17 protein-coding genes are annotated in these 15,625 nt (G+C 37.0%); all 17 read right to left on the minus strand.

Annotated features, from left to right (window positions below):
- Positions 1-21: 21 nt before the first annotated feature.
- The 17 genes from gatB to yihA all read right to left on the minus strand — a co-directional run bounded on the left by gatB (position 22) and on the right by yihA (position 15,618).
- Positions 22-1,455, minus strand: coding sequence for an Asp-tRNA(Asn)/Glu-tRNA(Gln) amidotransferase subunit GatB (gene gatB / locus HOY35_RS04110; RefSeq protein ID WP_172210614.1), 1,434 nt, complete (start codon positions 1,453-1,455; stop codon positions 22-24).
- 3 nt (positions 1,456-1,458) lie between these two features.
- Positions 1,459-2,919: an Asp-tRNA(Asn)/Glu-tRNA(Gln) amidotransferase subunit GatA gene (gene gatA, locus HOY35_RS04115; RefSeq protein WP_172210613.1), complete on the minus strand. Its 1,461-nt coding sequence runs from the start codon at positions 2,917-2,919 to the stop codon at positions 1,459-1,461.
- Positions 2,919-3,218, minus strand: a complete 300-nt coding sequence (gene gatC, locus HOY35_RS04120) for an Asp-tRNA(Asn)/Glu-tRNA(Gln) amidotransferase subunit GatC (RefSeq protein ID WP_172210612.1) — start codon at positions 3,216-3,218, stop codon at positions 2,919-2,921. The genes gatA and gatC overlap by 1 nt, the downstream gene beginning before the upstream one ends.
- A gap of 69 nt (positions 3,219-3,287) precedes the next feature.
- The gene (aspS, locus tag HOY35_RS04125; RefSeq protein ID WP_172210611.1) at positions 3,288-5,036 is read right to left on the minus strand and encodes an aspartate--tRNA ligase; all 1,749 of its coding nucleotides are present in this window, start codon (positions 5,034-5,036) and stop codon (positions 3,288-3,290) included.
- A gap of 358 nt (positions 5,037-5,394) precedes the next feature.
- Entirely contained in the window at positions 5,395-5,946 is a 552-nt protein-coding gene (locus HOY35_RS04130; protein WP_172211007.1) for an isochorismatase family cysteine hydrolase, read from the minus strand.
- A gap of 34 nt (positions 5,947-5,980) precedes the next feature.
- Entirely contained in the window at positions 5,981-6,769 is a 789-nt protein-coding gene (gene codY / locus HOY35_RS04135) for a GTP-sensing pleiotropic transcriptional regulator CodY (protein WP_172210610.1), read from the minus strand.
- A 245-nt stretch (positions 6,770-7,014) separates the two neighbouring features.
- Complete coding sequence (locus tag HOY35_RS04140) at positions 7,015-8,463, minus strand: gluconokinase (RefSeq protein ID WP_172210609.1); 1,449 nt, start codon at positions 8,461-8,463, stop codon at positions 7,015-7,017.
- An 85-nt stretch (positions 8,464-8,548) separates the two neighbouring features.
- Positions 8,549-9,046, minus strand: a complete 498-nt coding sequence (locus HOY35_RS04145) for an LURP-one-related/scramblase family protein (protein ID WP_172210608.1) — start codon at positions 9,044-9,046, stop codon at positions 8,549-8,551.
- 163 nt (positions 9,047-9,209) lie between these two features.
- Positions 9,210-9,509 (minus strand): WXG100 family type VII secretion target, encoded by a 300-nt coding sequence (locus HOY35_RS04150; RefSeq protein ID WP_172210607.1) that lies wholly within the window; start codon positions 9,507-9,509, stop codon positions 9,210-9,212.
- An 8-nt stretch (positions 9,510-9,517) separates the two neighbouring features.
- Entirely contained in the window at positions 9,518-9,814 is a 297-nt protein-coding gene (locus HOY35_RS04155) for a hypothetical protein (protein WP_172210606.1), read from the minus strand.
- A 29-nt stretch (positions 9,815-9,843) separates the two neighbouring features.
- Complete coding sequence (locus HOY35_RS04160) at positions 9,844-10,026, minus strand: hypothetical protein (RefSeq protein ID WP_172210605.1); 183 nt, start codon at positions 10,024-10,026, stop codon at positions 9,844-9,846.
- Positions 10,013-11,395, minus strand: a complete 1,383-nt coding sequence (locus HOY35_RS04165; protein WP_172210604.1) for an Mbeg1-like protein — start codon at positions 11,393-11,395, stop codon at positions 10,013-10,015. The genes HOY35_RS04160 and HOY35_RS04165 overlap by 14 nt, the downstream gene beginning before the upstream one ends.
- A 14-nt stretch (positions 11,396-11,409) precedes the next feature.
- Entirely contained in the window at positions 11,410-12,024 is a 615-nt protein-coding gene (locus tag HOY35_RS04170; protein WP_172210603.1) for a hypothetical protein, read from the minus strand.
- Between the two features lie 64 nt (positions 12,025-12,088).
- A complete protein-coding gene (locus HOY35_RS04175) occupies positions 12,089-12,397 on the minus strand; it encodes a WXG100 family type VII secretion target (RefSeq protein WP_172210602.1) in 309 nt (102 codons plus the stop codon).
- Positions 12,398-12,415: 18 nt separating this feature from the next.
- The gene (locus tag HOY35_RS04180) at positions 12,416-12,718 is read right to left on the minus strand and encodes a WXG100 family type VII secretion target (protein WP_172210601.1); all 303 of its coding nucleotides are present in this window, start codon (positions 12,716-12,718) and stop codon (positions 12,416-12,418) included.
- A gap of 300 nt (positions 12,719-13,018) precedes the next feature.
- A complete protein-coding gene (gene lepA / locus HOY35_RS04185; RefSeq protein ID WP_172210600.1) occupies positions 13,019-14,857 on the minus strand; it encodes a translation elongation factor 4 in 1,839 nt (612 codons plus the stop codon).
- A 176-nt stretch (positions 14,858-15,033) separates the two neighbouring features.
- A complete protein-coding gene (gene yihA, locus HOY35_RS04190; RefSeq protein ID WP_172210599.1) occupies positions 15,034-15,618 on the minus strand; it encodes a ribosome biogenesis GTP-binding protein YihA/YsxC in 585 nt (194 codons plus the stop codon).
- Between the last annotated feature and the right edge of the window lie 7 nt (positions 15,619-15,625).

Below are 15,625 nucleotides of genomic sequence, written 5' to 3' on the forward strand. Positions count from 1 at the left end.
CTACGATGATTCTGTTTATTTTTATAGTTTGTCTAATGTTTCAAGCAATAGTTGATTTAATACTTGTGGGTTAGCCTTACCACGCGTTTCCTTCATCAATTGACCAATCAAATACTTGGTTGCTTGCTGTTTACCAGCCTTATAATCTTCAACCGATTTTTCATTATTCGCTAAAACCTGCTCAATGATTGGTAATAATTGTGCTGGATCTGAAAGCTGAACAAGTCCTTTTTTCTCGACAACCTCAGCAGCCGTGCCACCATTTTCAGCTAATTCAACGAAAACCTTTTTAGCAATTTTTGAACTAATCGTACCCTTCTCAATGAGCTTAATCATGCCTGCCAAGCCTTCGGGTGTTAATTTAATGGCTGTGATTTCCAATTTATTCTCATTTAAATATTTAGAAATATCGCCCATTAGCCAATTAGAAGCTTGCTTTGCATCGCCCCCAGCCGCAACTGTTTCTTCAAAGAAGTCACTCATCGCTTTAGTTGCGGTCAAAATCTTAGCATCATAGACAGGTAAGCCTAATTCATTTACATAGCGCTCACGTCTCGATTTAGGCAATTCTGGTAAGCTTTGACGGACTTCCTCTACCCACTCATCTGAAATTTCAAACTGTGGTAGATCAGGCTCTGGGAAGTATCGATAGTCAGATGAGCCTTCTTTGGTACGCATCAAAATCGTTTCACCAGTTGCTTCATCATAACGGCGTGTTTCCTGCTGAATCGTGCCACCTGCTTCTAATACCTCACGTTGACGTTCAACCTCATATTCTAAACCACGACGAACAAAGTTAAATGAATTTAGATTCTTAAGCTCAGTTTTAGTCCCGAATTCTTCTTGACCAACTGGGCGCAATGAAATATTGGCATCACAGCGCATTGAGCCTTCTTCCATTTTAACATCAGACACATCTGTAAACTGAATAATTGATTTTAATGCCTCTAAATAAGCATACGCTTCTTCTGGTGAGCGCATATCCGCTTCAGAAACAATTTCGATTAACGGCACACATTGACGGTTGAGGTCAACATAGGAATAACCATCTTCACCATGCGTATTTTTACCAGCATCCTCTTCCAAATGCGCACGCTCGATGCGAATTGTTTTCTTTGTACCATCTTCTAGCTCAATCTCGATGGAACCATTATAGCCTACCGGATAATCAAATTGTGAAATTTGATAAGCCTTCGGTGAATCAGGATAGAAATAGTTTTTACGATCAAAGTGCATACTTTGATGAATGTCCATATTCAATGCCAATGAAGCTCGCATACCATATTCTAAGGCACGTTTATTCATGACAGGCAAAACGCCGGGCATTGCCCATTCAATAATATTCGTATTCGTATTTGGATCTTCGCCAAAATGAGCAGGTGCAGGTGAGAAAATTTTTGATGCTGTTTTTAATTCAACGTGGACTTCAAGACCAATGACTGTTTCAAATTCCATGATTTATTTCCCCTCCCCAAAGATAACAGGTTTTTGTTTGTGGAAATCTGTAACTGCTTCAAATGCTGCTGCAGCTTGATAAATTGTTTCTTCATCAAACTTATTCCCGATTAATTGCATGCCAACTGGTAAGCCTTCAGAGAATCCAGCAGGAATACTAATACCGGGTAGACCCGCTAAGTTGACAGGTATCGTCAAAATATCAGCCATATACATCTTAATTGGATCATCAACATTTTCACCGATATTATAAGCAACTGATGGTGCAGTCGGTGAAAGAATTAAATCATAATTTGCGAAAACTTTCTTGAAATCTTCAATGATTAATGTACGTACTTGACCAGCCTTCTTGAAGTAGGCATCATAATAGCCAGCAGACAAGCTAAATGTACCTAGCATAATCCGACGCTTCACTTCTTCACCGAAGCCTTCTGAACGTGATTTAACATAAACATCTTCTAGGTTTTCAATATTTTCAGCACGATAGCCATAACGAATACCGTCAAAACGTTGTAAGTTACTACTTGCTTCTGATGAAGCAATAATGTAATAAACAGCAACACCGTATTTAGAATACGGTAATGAAACTTCCTCAACAATAGCACCTAGAGATTCTAATTTTTTAGCAGCTGCTAAAATCGTTGCTTTAACCTCTGGATCGATGCCTTCACCAAAGTATTCCTTTGGTAAAGCAATCTTCAAGCCTTTGATATCCTTACCAATCTTACTTGTAAAATCAGGTACTTCTACCTGTGCCGAGGTTGAATCCTTTGGATCATTACCAGAAATCGCATTTAGTAACAAAGCATTGTCTTCAACGGTTTGTGTAAAAGGTCCAATTTGATCTAGTGAAGAGCCGAAGGCAATTAAACCAAAGCGTGAAATACGGCCATAAGTAGGCTTTAAGCCGACTACTCCATTAAAGGCAGCAGGTTGACGAATTGAGCCACCCGTATCTGAGCCAAGAGATAATGAAACCTCGCCACTAGCAACAGAGGCTGCCGAGCCACCAGATGAACCACCAGGTACTTTGGTTTGATCCCAAGCATTTTTAGTTGTTTTAAAGGCTGAATTTTCTGTTGAGCCACCCATCGCAAACTCATCTAGGTTAGTTTTACCAACAATAATTAAATCATTTTGCTTAACCTTTTCGATGACTGTTGCATCATAAATTGGATTCCAATTATATAAGATTTTAGACGCTGCAGTCGTTTTAATATCCTTGGTGACAATATTATCTTTAATTGAAATTGGAATACCAGCCAGAAGATTATTTGGGTCAATCCCTTTAGCATCTAAGGCTTCAGCCTGCTTTAGTGCAGCTTCCTTTGTTACTGTAAGAAAGGCATCAACCCTTGCTTCCTTTGCTTCAATATTTGACAATGTTTTCTCTGTCAATTCTTTGGCTGAGATTTCTTTGTTGACTAACGCTTGATGTAATTCTTTAACTGACTTAAATGACATTATGCATCTCCTCCGCCGATAATTGCTGGTACCTTAATAAAGCCATCTTCACTTTCTGGCACATTACTTAATAATTCATCACGATTCCAGCCCTTGACTGCCACGTCTTCACGCATGTAGTTAACGTTTTCGGCAACATTTGATGTAAATGGTACACCTTCTGTATCCACTTCCTCTAACTGCTCAACCATTTCAATGATTTTTGATAAAGTTTCTGAAAATTCGCCAACTGCCTCTGGGGCAAAAGCTAATTTTGAAAGATTGGCAACATGATTCACTTGCTCTTTAGAAATTTTCATTATCTACTCCTCTTCGCTAACCTAGTTATTAATTATAAATTATAAATTGTTAATTTTAATTGCTAATTATTAATTTTCAGGTGTTAATTGTAAATGTAGTTCTGTTAATTGCTCTGGACTTACTTCACTTGGTGCGTCTGTTAATTGATCAAAGCCACTACCGTTTTTAGGGAAGGCAATCACTTCGCGAATATTGTCTTCACCAGCTAAAATCATCACCAAACGATCCAAGCCTAGTGCCAAGCCACCATGTGGTGGAAATCCAAATTCGAGTGCATCTAAGAACCAACCAAATTGCTCTAAGTAAGTTGCTCTTTTAATACCCAAAACTTCAAACATTTTTTCTTGAAGCGCTCGTTCATGAATCCGTAAGGAGCCGCCACCGACCTCATAGCCATTTAAGACAATATCATAAGCATCTGCCATCAAAGCCTCTGGCTTAGCATCTGTATCGCCCACCGGTAGAGTAAACGGATGATGCGCAGATAAATAACGTTGCTTCTCCTCAGAATACTCTAACAACGGCCAGTCAACCACCCACAAGAAATTCAATTTACTTTCATCAATTAAATCTAATTCCTTCGCCAAGTTGACACGCAGTGCACCTAAGCTTTGAGCCACCTTATCTTTTCTACCAGTCGCGATAATCACCAAGTCACCATTCTCGGCACCAGTTGCCTTAAAGAAGTCCGCCTCAACATCTTTAAAAGTTGTTTTAAGCGAGCCATCTACATGACCATCAACGATAGGAACAGTTGCAAAGCCAGCTACTTTAAAGGTCATCATGAATTGCTTCATCTGTGCCTGTTGCTTCTTAGTAAAATGCTTGGCTGCGCCCTTAACTGTAATTGCTTTAACAATGCCGCCATCCTTTAAGCCCTTTTGTAAGAATAAGGATTGAATCGTCTGAGATAAGGCTGTCAAATCCTTTAATTCCATTTCAAAACGCGTATCTGGCTTATCACTACCAAAGCGTGCCATTGCCTCATGATAGCTTATCTTTGGAAAGGCCTCGGTTATTTCTGTACCACGTACTGCCTTAACTACCGCCTTTAGCATCGCTTCAGTTAAATTTTGGACCTCCTCAGCAGAAACAAAGCTCATCTCTAAATCAATCTGAGTAAATTCTGGCTGACGATCACCACGTAAATCTTCATCACGGAAGCAACGGACAATTTGATAATAACGGTCTAAACCAGCACCCATCAATAGTTGTTTTAACAATTGCGGGCTTTGCGGTAAAGCAAAGAAATGATTAGCACTCGTCCGACTTGGCACTAAGAAATCACGAGCCCCCTCTGGTGTTGACTTTGTTAAATAAGGTGTTTCAACATCAATAAAGGCTTCACCATTTAAAAATTGACGAATTGCCGTCGTTACTTGATGACGTAATTTTAGATTAGCAAGCATTGGCTGACGACGTAAATCAAGATAACGATATTTTTGACGTAGGTCATCACCAACTTCTGCCTTGCCATCCAATTCAAAGGGAAGCGGCTTAGAATTAGCAACTACCTCAATCGTTTGCGCATGGAGCTCAACTTCTCCAGTTGCAAGCCGTTGGTTGACAAATTTTGGATCTCGTTTAACTAATTCACCTGTTATTTTTAAGATACTTTCCTTCTTAAATTCATGCACTGCTCCAAAAGCCGCTTCACCAATACTAGAATCCACAAAAACCTGTAGCAAGCCCTCACGATCACGTAGCTCAATAAAGGCAAGGTGACCATGGTCACGAATATTATGAATCCACCCCTCAACTGTAATCAACTGACCAACATCATTTAAACCTAGCTGACCTAAATATTTTTTAGACATTTTCTCTCCTGACTCACGCTCTGCGCTTTAAAATTTATTTGAACATCTCTTGAAGCATTTCACTTAATCGAAAAATTTACTGTATTTTTTCTTGAAACTTTCATTCTAAGTGAAAACACAAAAAAACCACCAACAACTGTCTTAGGACGAATTGCTCGCGGTACCACCTATATTGAAAGCACTTAGCTTTCCCCTCTATGAGTAACGTTCATTAATCGTTGGTCTACGTCAAGAGTGTTCCCTCAAGCTTAGCTTTGCGATATTTTCAGCCTAGATACCGCTCTCTAATTTAAGCTAATAATGCTTGATTCGTCTCTTTAAACCAATAGATACTTATAATTTACCAAAAAAAATAGATTTAATCAATCACTTTCGCACCCAAAACCTGCTTAAAATGTTCCAAAGCAAATAATTTAGCTGATTCACTTAAACTTGCAACAGCCGATTTAGGAATCGTAATCTGATAGCCAAGATTATAAGCATCAATGGCCGTATGCAAGACACAAATATCAGTAAGTACACCACAAATCGTTAAATCAGTAATCCTTCTTTCCCGCAAGCGAATATCCAAATCAGTTCCTGAAAAGGCAGAATAGTGCCTTTTATCCAACCAAAAAACATTATTTAGACTTTTAATTTCCTGATAGTAAGCACCCAATTTACCGTATAATAAACGACCACTCGTATCACGTAAATTGTGCAGTGGAAATAGCTTGGATTCCGGATGGTAGTTATCATTCAAATCGTGTAAATCAATCGTAAAGAAAACAGCATCTTGATTATTTATAAACTTTTTGGTTAATTCATACATTGCGATTTCAATCGCTTGTGCAGGTTTACCCGCAGTTAAATGTCCCTCATCTGCCACAAAATCATTTGTGTAATCAATAGAAATTAAAGCCTTCATTATTCTAAGTCCTCCGAAAACCGTATTTCATTACGTTTTACTTATCGTTATGGTTAATTTTTTTGTATATTTCTTTATTGATGACCTTTAAGTAAGTTCCCTTCATTCCAAGAGAACGCGACTCGATAATCCCTGCTGACTCTAGCTTGCGCAATGCATTAACAATTACACTTCTTGTAATCCCAATTTCATCAGCCACCACCGAGGCCGTTAAGCGACCTTCATCGCCTTCAAGTGCATTTAAAATAGCCTCAACCGCTTTCAATTCGCTAAATGACAGTGTATTGATTGCCATATTAACAGCAGTTTGCTTGCGAACAGATTCCTCTAAATCCTGCGTTTGAGCGTTCAAAAGCTGCATCCCAACTACGGTTGATGCCATCTCGGCGAGAATTAAATCATCATCGCCAAATTCCTTAACCTCACGCGATAAGATAAACGAACCCAGACGAACGCTCGCTACAAAAATTGGTATAATTGTAGTCAGTCCGTTTGGAAATTGCTCTCTTAATTCTGAGGGATAAATCGTCAATGGCTCATCAACCTTAATATTCGCCGAAGGATCAAATAAAAAATCAACCAATCTGACATAATAATCTGGTAGCTTACGCTCAGCCAAATATCGATTTACTCGCTCATTATTACCATCATACTTCGTTGAATAACCAAGTACATTTCCCTTTTCATCAATAATATAAGCATTACAATCAATAATATCACCAAGCTTTTCTGCTGTGAAATGATATGGTAAATCAACCTCTGAATCGATCTCATGGACCTGTAAAAGTCGATTAATTTGTCTGGTTTTTTCTAAAAGTGTTGCCATGTTTTCCTCCAATAAGTTACTGCTATTTGATTACCCAAATACCGAGTAATATCGTCAAATTATTTCAAGCTATTCTAACATTATTAAATCTAAAAAACAAATAATATTCAGAAAATTAAAGCAATTCTAAATTGGTATAATTATTTGGCAAATTCAAAAATGGCTATTTGATAGCAAACGGTTACAAAAAATAGACCAGCATTTCAAAACATTCTGAATGCTGGACAAATTTACTTAATTAGAATTTAGCATGGCAGGTGACTTTTAAAATTTTGATAGGCATTCTCTAAGATCATAGCACGATTTGAATCAGGTGCAATAACTGCTATGTTTCGATAAATCGAATCAAGACAGTAAGCAGCTTGCAAATCAAGCGCCTCAATTGCAATTAGTACTGCTCCGAGTGCGGAGCTCTCTTCAGTTTCTAATACTTCAATTGGTAAATTCAATAGATCAGCAAAGAGCTGTCTTAAATGCTCTGATTGGCTGACACCACCTGTAAAACGAATTGATTGAATCGAATGATTGGCCTGCTGAATTTTTTCAAATAAAAGTCGGAAATTAAATGCCATTCCTAAAACTGCTGCAGCTAAAAAATCAGCCATTTGATGCTGCGGTTGAATATTAATAAATTGGGCAGTTAATTGGGCGTTCATCAAAGGGGCCCGCTCACCATGTAAATATGGGTAGAATAGTAGCTCTGACGGATTAGCTAATGTTGGAGCAACCTGATTAAGAAGCTCTGATACTGACAATTCTGGCACAAATTTTTCAGTTAGCCATTCTAGTACATTGCCACCATTATTACTTGCACCACCAATTAACCAGCGTTTTTTATCCAAAGCATAGCAAAACAACACTTCATTTAAATCAAGAATTGGCTTATTAGCAATTACCCGCATCGCACCACTTGTCCCCATCGTAAAAGCCAGTGTTTCAAGATTGATAGCACCGACTCCAATGTTAGAGAGCATACCATCACCACCCCCAGCAAAGCAGGGAAATAACTTTCGATTGCCAAAAATAGAAGTAAACAGAGAGGTTCTTTTGGTTAATTGATAACTCATTGGAACGATTTTAGGCAGCTGATCACTAGAAAGCCTTAGCTCAGCTAGGAGAGCAGTATCCCAATCAAATTTTTCCATATTAAATAGACCACTAGCACTTGCTAGTGAGCAGTCAGTTATTAGTTCAGCAAAAAAATAGTGCAATAAATAATCCTTGATACTGACAACATAAGCTGCTTTAGCCAATAAGTCAGGCCTTTCTTGTTTGAACCATAACAATTTTGCATAGACACTCATCGGATGAATTGGTGTCCCTGTTCGTTGATAGATTGTGCTTGCATGATCTACCTGAGTTTTTAAATTTTTAATCTGCTGCTTTGCCCGATTATCTGACCAAAGAATCGCATCAGTTAATGGCAGAAACGCCTGATCCAATAAAATTAAGCTATGCATGGCACAGGAAAAAGAAAGACCCTCAAAGGTCAAATCATCTCTAATGGCAATTTCCTTTAATAAATCAACCGCTGCTGCCAAAATTTGTTCAATTTTTTGTGTGGCGCTACCGCCATTGCCTCGATAAACATCAAGCTTGATTTTTGAGTTAAATACCAGCTCACCCTGACGATTAATTGCAATTAGCTTTACATTCGTCGTACCAATATCAATTCCTAAAATGACTTTTTCCAATGCTTTCTCCCAATGAGTAACAATTATTTTATCGATAAATAATATTTTTACTGATTAATTTAAGTATTATCAATTATATAAAATTTTAATTTGATGATGATGCAGCGCTATTTTTTTCGCTATTTTTAACACAATCAATCGCAATCACAACTGAAATAATTAATTTTTCTAGTGATTCATCTAAAATTTGAATTTCATAGGTATCTCCCCATGAGAACCATTTTTTATGAATTTCAGCAATTGCTCTACCATTTTTCAAAACTTCAAAGTCCATATCCCAAAAATTTCCTCGCACCTCAATGCCTTCCCCTTCTATTTCATAATGCGCATGAAAGAATGAAAAGGATTTGGAAATTACAATTTCTGAATGATCAGCCAGCTCAAGAAAAAATTTAGGCAGAAAGGAAAAGACCTTTTTGGTTAGCTTGGCAATTGGATTACCTTGCTTATCCTCAATCACAAATGCTTTGGGTATTTTAAAAAAGCTGCCTTGAACAAGGTATTCAGGCTCTTCATTCTGATTGAAGACCGTGAATTTTTCACCAATACTAAAAACCTTTTGCTTAATATATAAATTCTTCATGTAGCTAACCTCCTATTAGTCAACAAAATCACTAAAAATAATCATTATTCAAAGCAATTGCTATTGATAAAGCATTAAAGCACTAAAACGTTTACAGTCTCCATTATATGTTTAAAATGAATAATATGGAAGCCTTAGCCTTACTGGAGAATTAATTAAAAAATTATAATCGCTTGGCAGAGTATTGTGCTTTTTCTTGTGCTTCCAAATACAAGCTACCTACTCGATTTAATTGCTCCGCGTATTTTATTAAGGCTTGACTAAAATGCAAAATTGCAGAGCTTGAAGCTCTTAACGACTGCCAAGCACCAATAAATTCGGTAGCCTCCGCACCTTGCCAGAATATTGTTAACCGCTCGATATCAGAATTGATTCTATCAAAATTTTGCAAATAATGCTGTTGATATTGCTTAACTTTTTCTGCTTGTAATATTAGCTGCTGTGGCTCTACATTAATCAACATTATCAGCCTCACTTAATCTGCTCTGCTAGCCTTAAATTTACAGCCTCAGTAGCCAAATGTGTCTGACAAAGATAATGAGTTAAAACTGAATGATAGCTTAAAATCACTTGATTTTGTCGCTCAAAGGCTTGGTTTATTTTGGAAAATTGCTGCAAAAAAAATACTGAGCTAGCGCCCTGCCAATTACTCAAACTTTGCTGACTTTTTGATAAATTATAAAACAATTGATGATTCATATCCACACTGGTTTTAATTAGTGCTGCTGTTTCTTGGATTTGTGTCGTATCCAGCTGCAAAAAAGTCATTAAATCCCTCCATTTTCTATTCTGCCCAATCATAATTTTTTTATTTGACGTCTAAGTGCTTGCACCGTCGCTGACATACCAATGCCAGAGTATTTGCCTGATAAGGATAAATTTGCAGTTAAATTTTCAAGCTCTTGCTTGATGGCCTGACATTCAGCTCTAAGGCTATTCATTTCCTGCTGATAATCACTAATATTATTATCCTCCTTCAATCACTCGTTCGATTTTTTCAAAATTATTCGATGTCTCAATTAAGTATTCAGCAATTGCCTTTAAAACACTCGAGGCTTGATTATCGATTTTTCCATTAAAGCTTTGGTCACACGCTTCATCTATAGACATTTTATGTGATAGGCTCTGCTCATTGTAGCGGAGCTGAGCCATGCGGTTAGATAAATTTTGTAATCTTAAAGCTACATTTTTCATTTCTACTGTATCAAGACGAATTAATGAATCATAGCCGTTATTTTTAACGTGAAAATTTGCGGCTCCAGCATTTATAGTCTCCATTGAGCTTATGTGATTTATTGGCAATGCATTGTATAGCTCCCTCAATATTTGATAGCTGATAGGTCGATATTCTAAGAGCTGGGCTAAAACGGCTGATAAATAACTGTTTAGAGGATTAGCTTTCAGCATTTTATCACGTATAAAATTATCAAAATAGCCCAAGGATAAATCTGACAGGCTAATAATTGTATCAAGCCAAGCCAGCATTGAAAGATTTTTGCCCCCCTTTGCAATCGCATTGGTTAAATTCAGATAAATACGCATTTTATTCTGCTCTGAAATTAAGCTTGATTCCTGCAGCCATTGAGTATACTCACCAATAACCTTTAAATTGCTATTTTGCACTGTCGATGCACCTAAAATATTATTTTTTAATAAAATTTCAGGATAATGATAGTCAGTAAAATTAGAATATTTTTCTGTTTCAATGTACATCACTGAGGCGGCAATTGGATAAAAAAGTATATTAACATAATCATTTGCTGCAGAAATGGTGGAAATCCTATTTTGCCTGCTATCAATTGCTTCGGCATACTTCTCGATAAACTGCTTTGAGAAGCCTTGACCGTCAAAAGAGACACAGCGTTCAATTCGATTAGTTGTAATCGTCACATACTGTGCCTTGTTGCCTCCCTTTGAGTGACCACTAGCTGTTAACTGGTTGCCAAAATGCTCTGGTAATTGTTCAATATAGTTTGCGGCAGCCTTTTGAGCCTCAGTATCTGATAAATAACCACCTTCACCATTATCCTGCCATTCAGCAGCATTACCGCTTCCTCTAAAAATAACATTAACATCTGTCGGTAAAAATAATTCATCGGTAAAGCAAACATTTCTTGCCCCATTTTTTTGATAAAATTGTTGAATATAATAGCCACCAAGCACCTCGTCATCACAAATCGATTGCCAAAAAGCGCTGCTTTCAGCGATTGAATATTTTTCCATTTTAACTTGATTGGTTAGCATTTCTTGGGCAAGCTGCTTGACCGTCAGCCCATCAGGGTAGACGCCTGTCATCTGATAAATCAAAATATTCAGCTGTGCCAGCTGCGAATCATTTAAATGGCTCACTAAGTTTCTCCTATCTAATTTCCCTCTTCAAGAACCAATTTTTGCTGACTATTCAGTTTAAAATCAAGCTTATTCTTAATTAAAGAAAGCTGTGACATAATGATGACTGGATCATTAATTTTTTTAATTAATTCTATATTAGTTATTTCAATAAATGAGCCAAGCTGAACGGCAGACGTTGTTTCGATTTTTGATAAAATCTCTGCTTTCTCAGTAAGAATCAGGGATCGATTTGAAATGATGTAAAGAAATATTAATGCCTCACCTGTATTTATAAAATCTCTAAAGCTAGCGTTTACCATTAAACCTTTAGGCCGTTTATTATTATAAATAACAACTCTAGTTTGAATATCAACGTTTTCTAGCTTAATTATTTCCTTAAAATAACCATTAGCTTCTTGCTCAAGCTGTAAACAAAAATAATCATCTTCAAATTTATTATCTGGATTTAAATACAAATTAAACAGACGCCGGTGCTTAAATGACTTAACTCTAAAGTGATGACTAGGTGTTAATAGGCTTTTTTCTGCATATTCTTCTATCAAAAATTTTTCATGATAAGTATTTTCTAAGTATTTTAATGCCGTTTTTTTCACCTGTTGATTATTCGAAGTATTATGCGTATACATCCATATTCCTCCAAAGAATAAAAAAGTTATGATAATAAAACAAATTACTTTAATGACACGCACTTTATGAATTCAAGGTTTCTGAAAGATTGATATTTTCGGTTTCAATTGCTTCGTAACTTTGAGCTACATTATTTCTCAAAAAGAGTACATAGCTGGCTAGAATATCATGATAGCTTTGAAAATAACGCTTTGAAAATTGATTATAGGCACCAATTGTTGATTCTGCTGCCTGTCCATTCCATGTATCCGCCAGCTGATTCATTTGCTGCTGACTATCTTCGAGCAAAGACAGCATTTGTTTATTCAAGCCCTCAATTTTACCCGCAATTTCATTAACCTGACCTGTATTGACCTGCATTTTATCAGTCATAATCACCCTCCTTTATAATTAGTTGGTTAATCGTTTAATTTGCGCAATGTTATGGGCAATTGTTTGCGAATAATTAGCCGCCTGCCTTGAAATGACCTGACTAGCATTATCTAAACGACCCTTCATTTTATCTAAATCCTCACAAAAGCCCTCAATTTGATTAACAAATGCTAAATTATCTGAGCTCTGCCATGCACCTCCCATTGTTCTAGCTTGATTCAGTAATTGTACGTAAATATTTTGATATGACGCCGCTAGTGACTTCAACTCGTTAGAAGTCTTTTTTAAAACATCAGGTGTAACACGGATAACTTTTCCCATTCAAACATCCCCTATATTTTTTAAATTTGGAGCTAAGCTTACGATCATTCGCTCCTAAATATTACTACGCGGAAAAATATAATTATAAACGTCTTAAATCAAAAAATATTCTATATGAAATAAAACACTCGTTAAAAAAATGATTTCTAATACAAATTTTCAGATACTTCTTTTAGATGCGCTAATAATTTTTATCTATTACAAGCAGTCAGCATATTACAGCACACCAAGTAGCTTGATCATCTGACAAAAATCAGCAGTAAAAAAGCAATCCGAAATAACGGATTGCTTTAATAATAATTAACTTTTTTTCTTTTCATCTTCATCCATGGATAAAACACTTAGGAAGGCTTCTTGAGGGACTTCAACAGAGCCAACCATCTTCATCCGTTTTTTACCAGCCTTTTGCTTTTCTAAGAGTTTACGCTTACGTGAAACATCCCCGCCGTAGCACTTGGCTAGCACATTCTTTCTCAGTGCCTTAATATCACTTCTAGCCACAATTTTTTGACCGATTGCTGCTTGGATTGGTACTTCAAACTGCTGTCTTGGAATCAATTGCTTCAGCTTATCAACGATAATCTTGCCACGCTCATAGGCAAAATCCTTATGAACAATAAATGAAAGCGCGTCAACTTTTTCACTATTTAATAAAATATCCATTTTAACAAGACGACTTGGTCGATAGCCAGATAATTCGTAGTCAAAGCTCGCATAGCCCTTGGTTGACGATTTTAATTTATCGAAGAAATCAAAAACAATTTCTGAAAGCGGGATATTGTAAATCACGTTGACGCGATACTCGTCAAGATAATCCATTGTGACAAATTCTCCACGTTTACGTTGTGATAGCTCCATCACAGCACCGACATAATCATTAGGTACCATGATTGTTGCCTTAACAAAGGGTTCTTCTACTGAGTCAATCCGAACAGGCTCTGGAAATTCAGATGGATTTGAAACAACAACCTGGGTACCATCAGTTAGATTAACATGATAAATAACCGATGGCGCAGTCATAATGAGGTCAAGATTGAATTCACGTTCCAAACGCTCTTGCACCACATCCATATGTAAAAGTCCTAAGAAGCCACAGCGAAAGCCGAAGCCTAAGGCCTGTGATGTTTCAGGCTCAAACTGCAAGGCTGCATCATTTAGCTGCAATTTTTCTAAGGCCTCACGTAAATCATTATATTTGGCCGTATCAATTGGATATAGACCGCAATAAACCATTGGATTAAGCTTACGATAGCCCTGTAAAGCCTCCTGAGTAGGATTTTCTGCCAAGGTTATCGTATCACCGACGCGAGTATCCTGAACAGTTTTAATTGCCGCAGTTACAAAGCCGACATCACCCGCCATTAAAAAATCACGATTAACAGATTTAGGTGAAAAAATACCAACCTCAGTCACATCAAAGGTCTTACCATTGCTCATTAGCATTATCTTATCGCCGGGCTTAACAACACCGTCAACAACTCTAATATTAAGGACAACGCCACGATAGGCATCATAGACAGAATCAAAAATCAATGCCTTCAAGGGTGCTTCAACGTTGCCTGCAGGTGCAGGTACCTTTTCTACAATTTGCTCTAGAATTTCTTCGATGCCAATCCCAGCCTTTGCGCTCGCCAAAACTGCTTCCTCAGCATCAATGCCAATAACATCCTCTATTTCCGCACGAACACGCTCAGGATCAGCAGCCGGTAAGTCAATTTTATTAATAACCGGTAAGATTTCTAAATCATTATCAATCGCTAGATAAACATTGGCTAAGGTTTGCGCTTCAATCCCTTGGGCAGCATCAACTACCAAGACCGCTCCCTCACACGCGGCTAGACTTCTCGAAACCTCATAGGTAAAATCGACATGACCCGGTGTGTCAATCAGGTGGAAAATATAGGTTTCACCGTTTTTAGCTTGATAATTTAATTCGATTGCATTTAATTTAATGGTAATACCACGTTCGCGTTCTAAATCCATTGAATCTAAGAGCTGATCTTGCATTTCACGCTGTGAAACCGTATCAGTCTTTTCTAAAATTCGATCAGCTAAGGTCGATTTTCCATGGTCAATATGAGCAATAATCGAAAAATTTCGGATATGTGCTTGTCTATTTTTTAATGCTTCAATATTCATTACAAATAACTCCTTAAAATACAAATACTCACTTGTTTCAATTCTTTATCAAAATGAGTTTAACAAGTCATTATAACATAGGTTTACGCTATCTAATTTCAAAAATCAGTAATATTTCAAAAATGGAAAAGTTTTTTAAAAGACTTTTAAAAAACCGAAGTCTTTTAAAAGTCTTTTTATTGAATATAAGCTTCAATCGCTTGCCAAGATGCCTTTCGACCATCTTTAGTGATAGATGAAAACTGAATAAATTGATCTGTTGGCTCGAAATGCAAAGCTTTTTTAATGATATTTTCATGCCGATTCCATTTACTTTTAGGTATTTTATCTGCTTTCGTCGCTACGACTATCACAGGAATCTGGTAGTATTTTAAAAAGTTATACATTTGAATATCATCCTGTGTCGGTTCATGGCGCATATCTACCAAACTAACTACTGCACGCAAATTCTCACGTGTTGTGAGATAGGTTTCAATCATCTTTCCCCATTTAGCACGCTCAGTTTTTGAAACCTTTGCATAGCCATAGCCCGGAACATCTACAAAATGTAAGGTATCATCAATATTGTAAAAATTAAGCTGTTGGGTCTTTCCCGGTTTTCCTGATGTTCTGGCCAAATTTTTACGATTTAATAAAGTATTAATAAAAGATGACTTACCAACATTACTCCTTCCCGCCAAAGCAATCTCCGGCAGTCCCGTATCGGGATATTGAGCCGGACTAACTGCACTGATGATAATCTCTGCGTTATGAATATTCATTTATTTC

The organism is Enterococcus sp. MMGLQ5-1 (assembly GCF_013155265.1).
Lineage (GTDB): Bacteria > Bacillota > Bacilli > Lactobacillales > Streptococcaceae > MMGLQ5-1.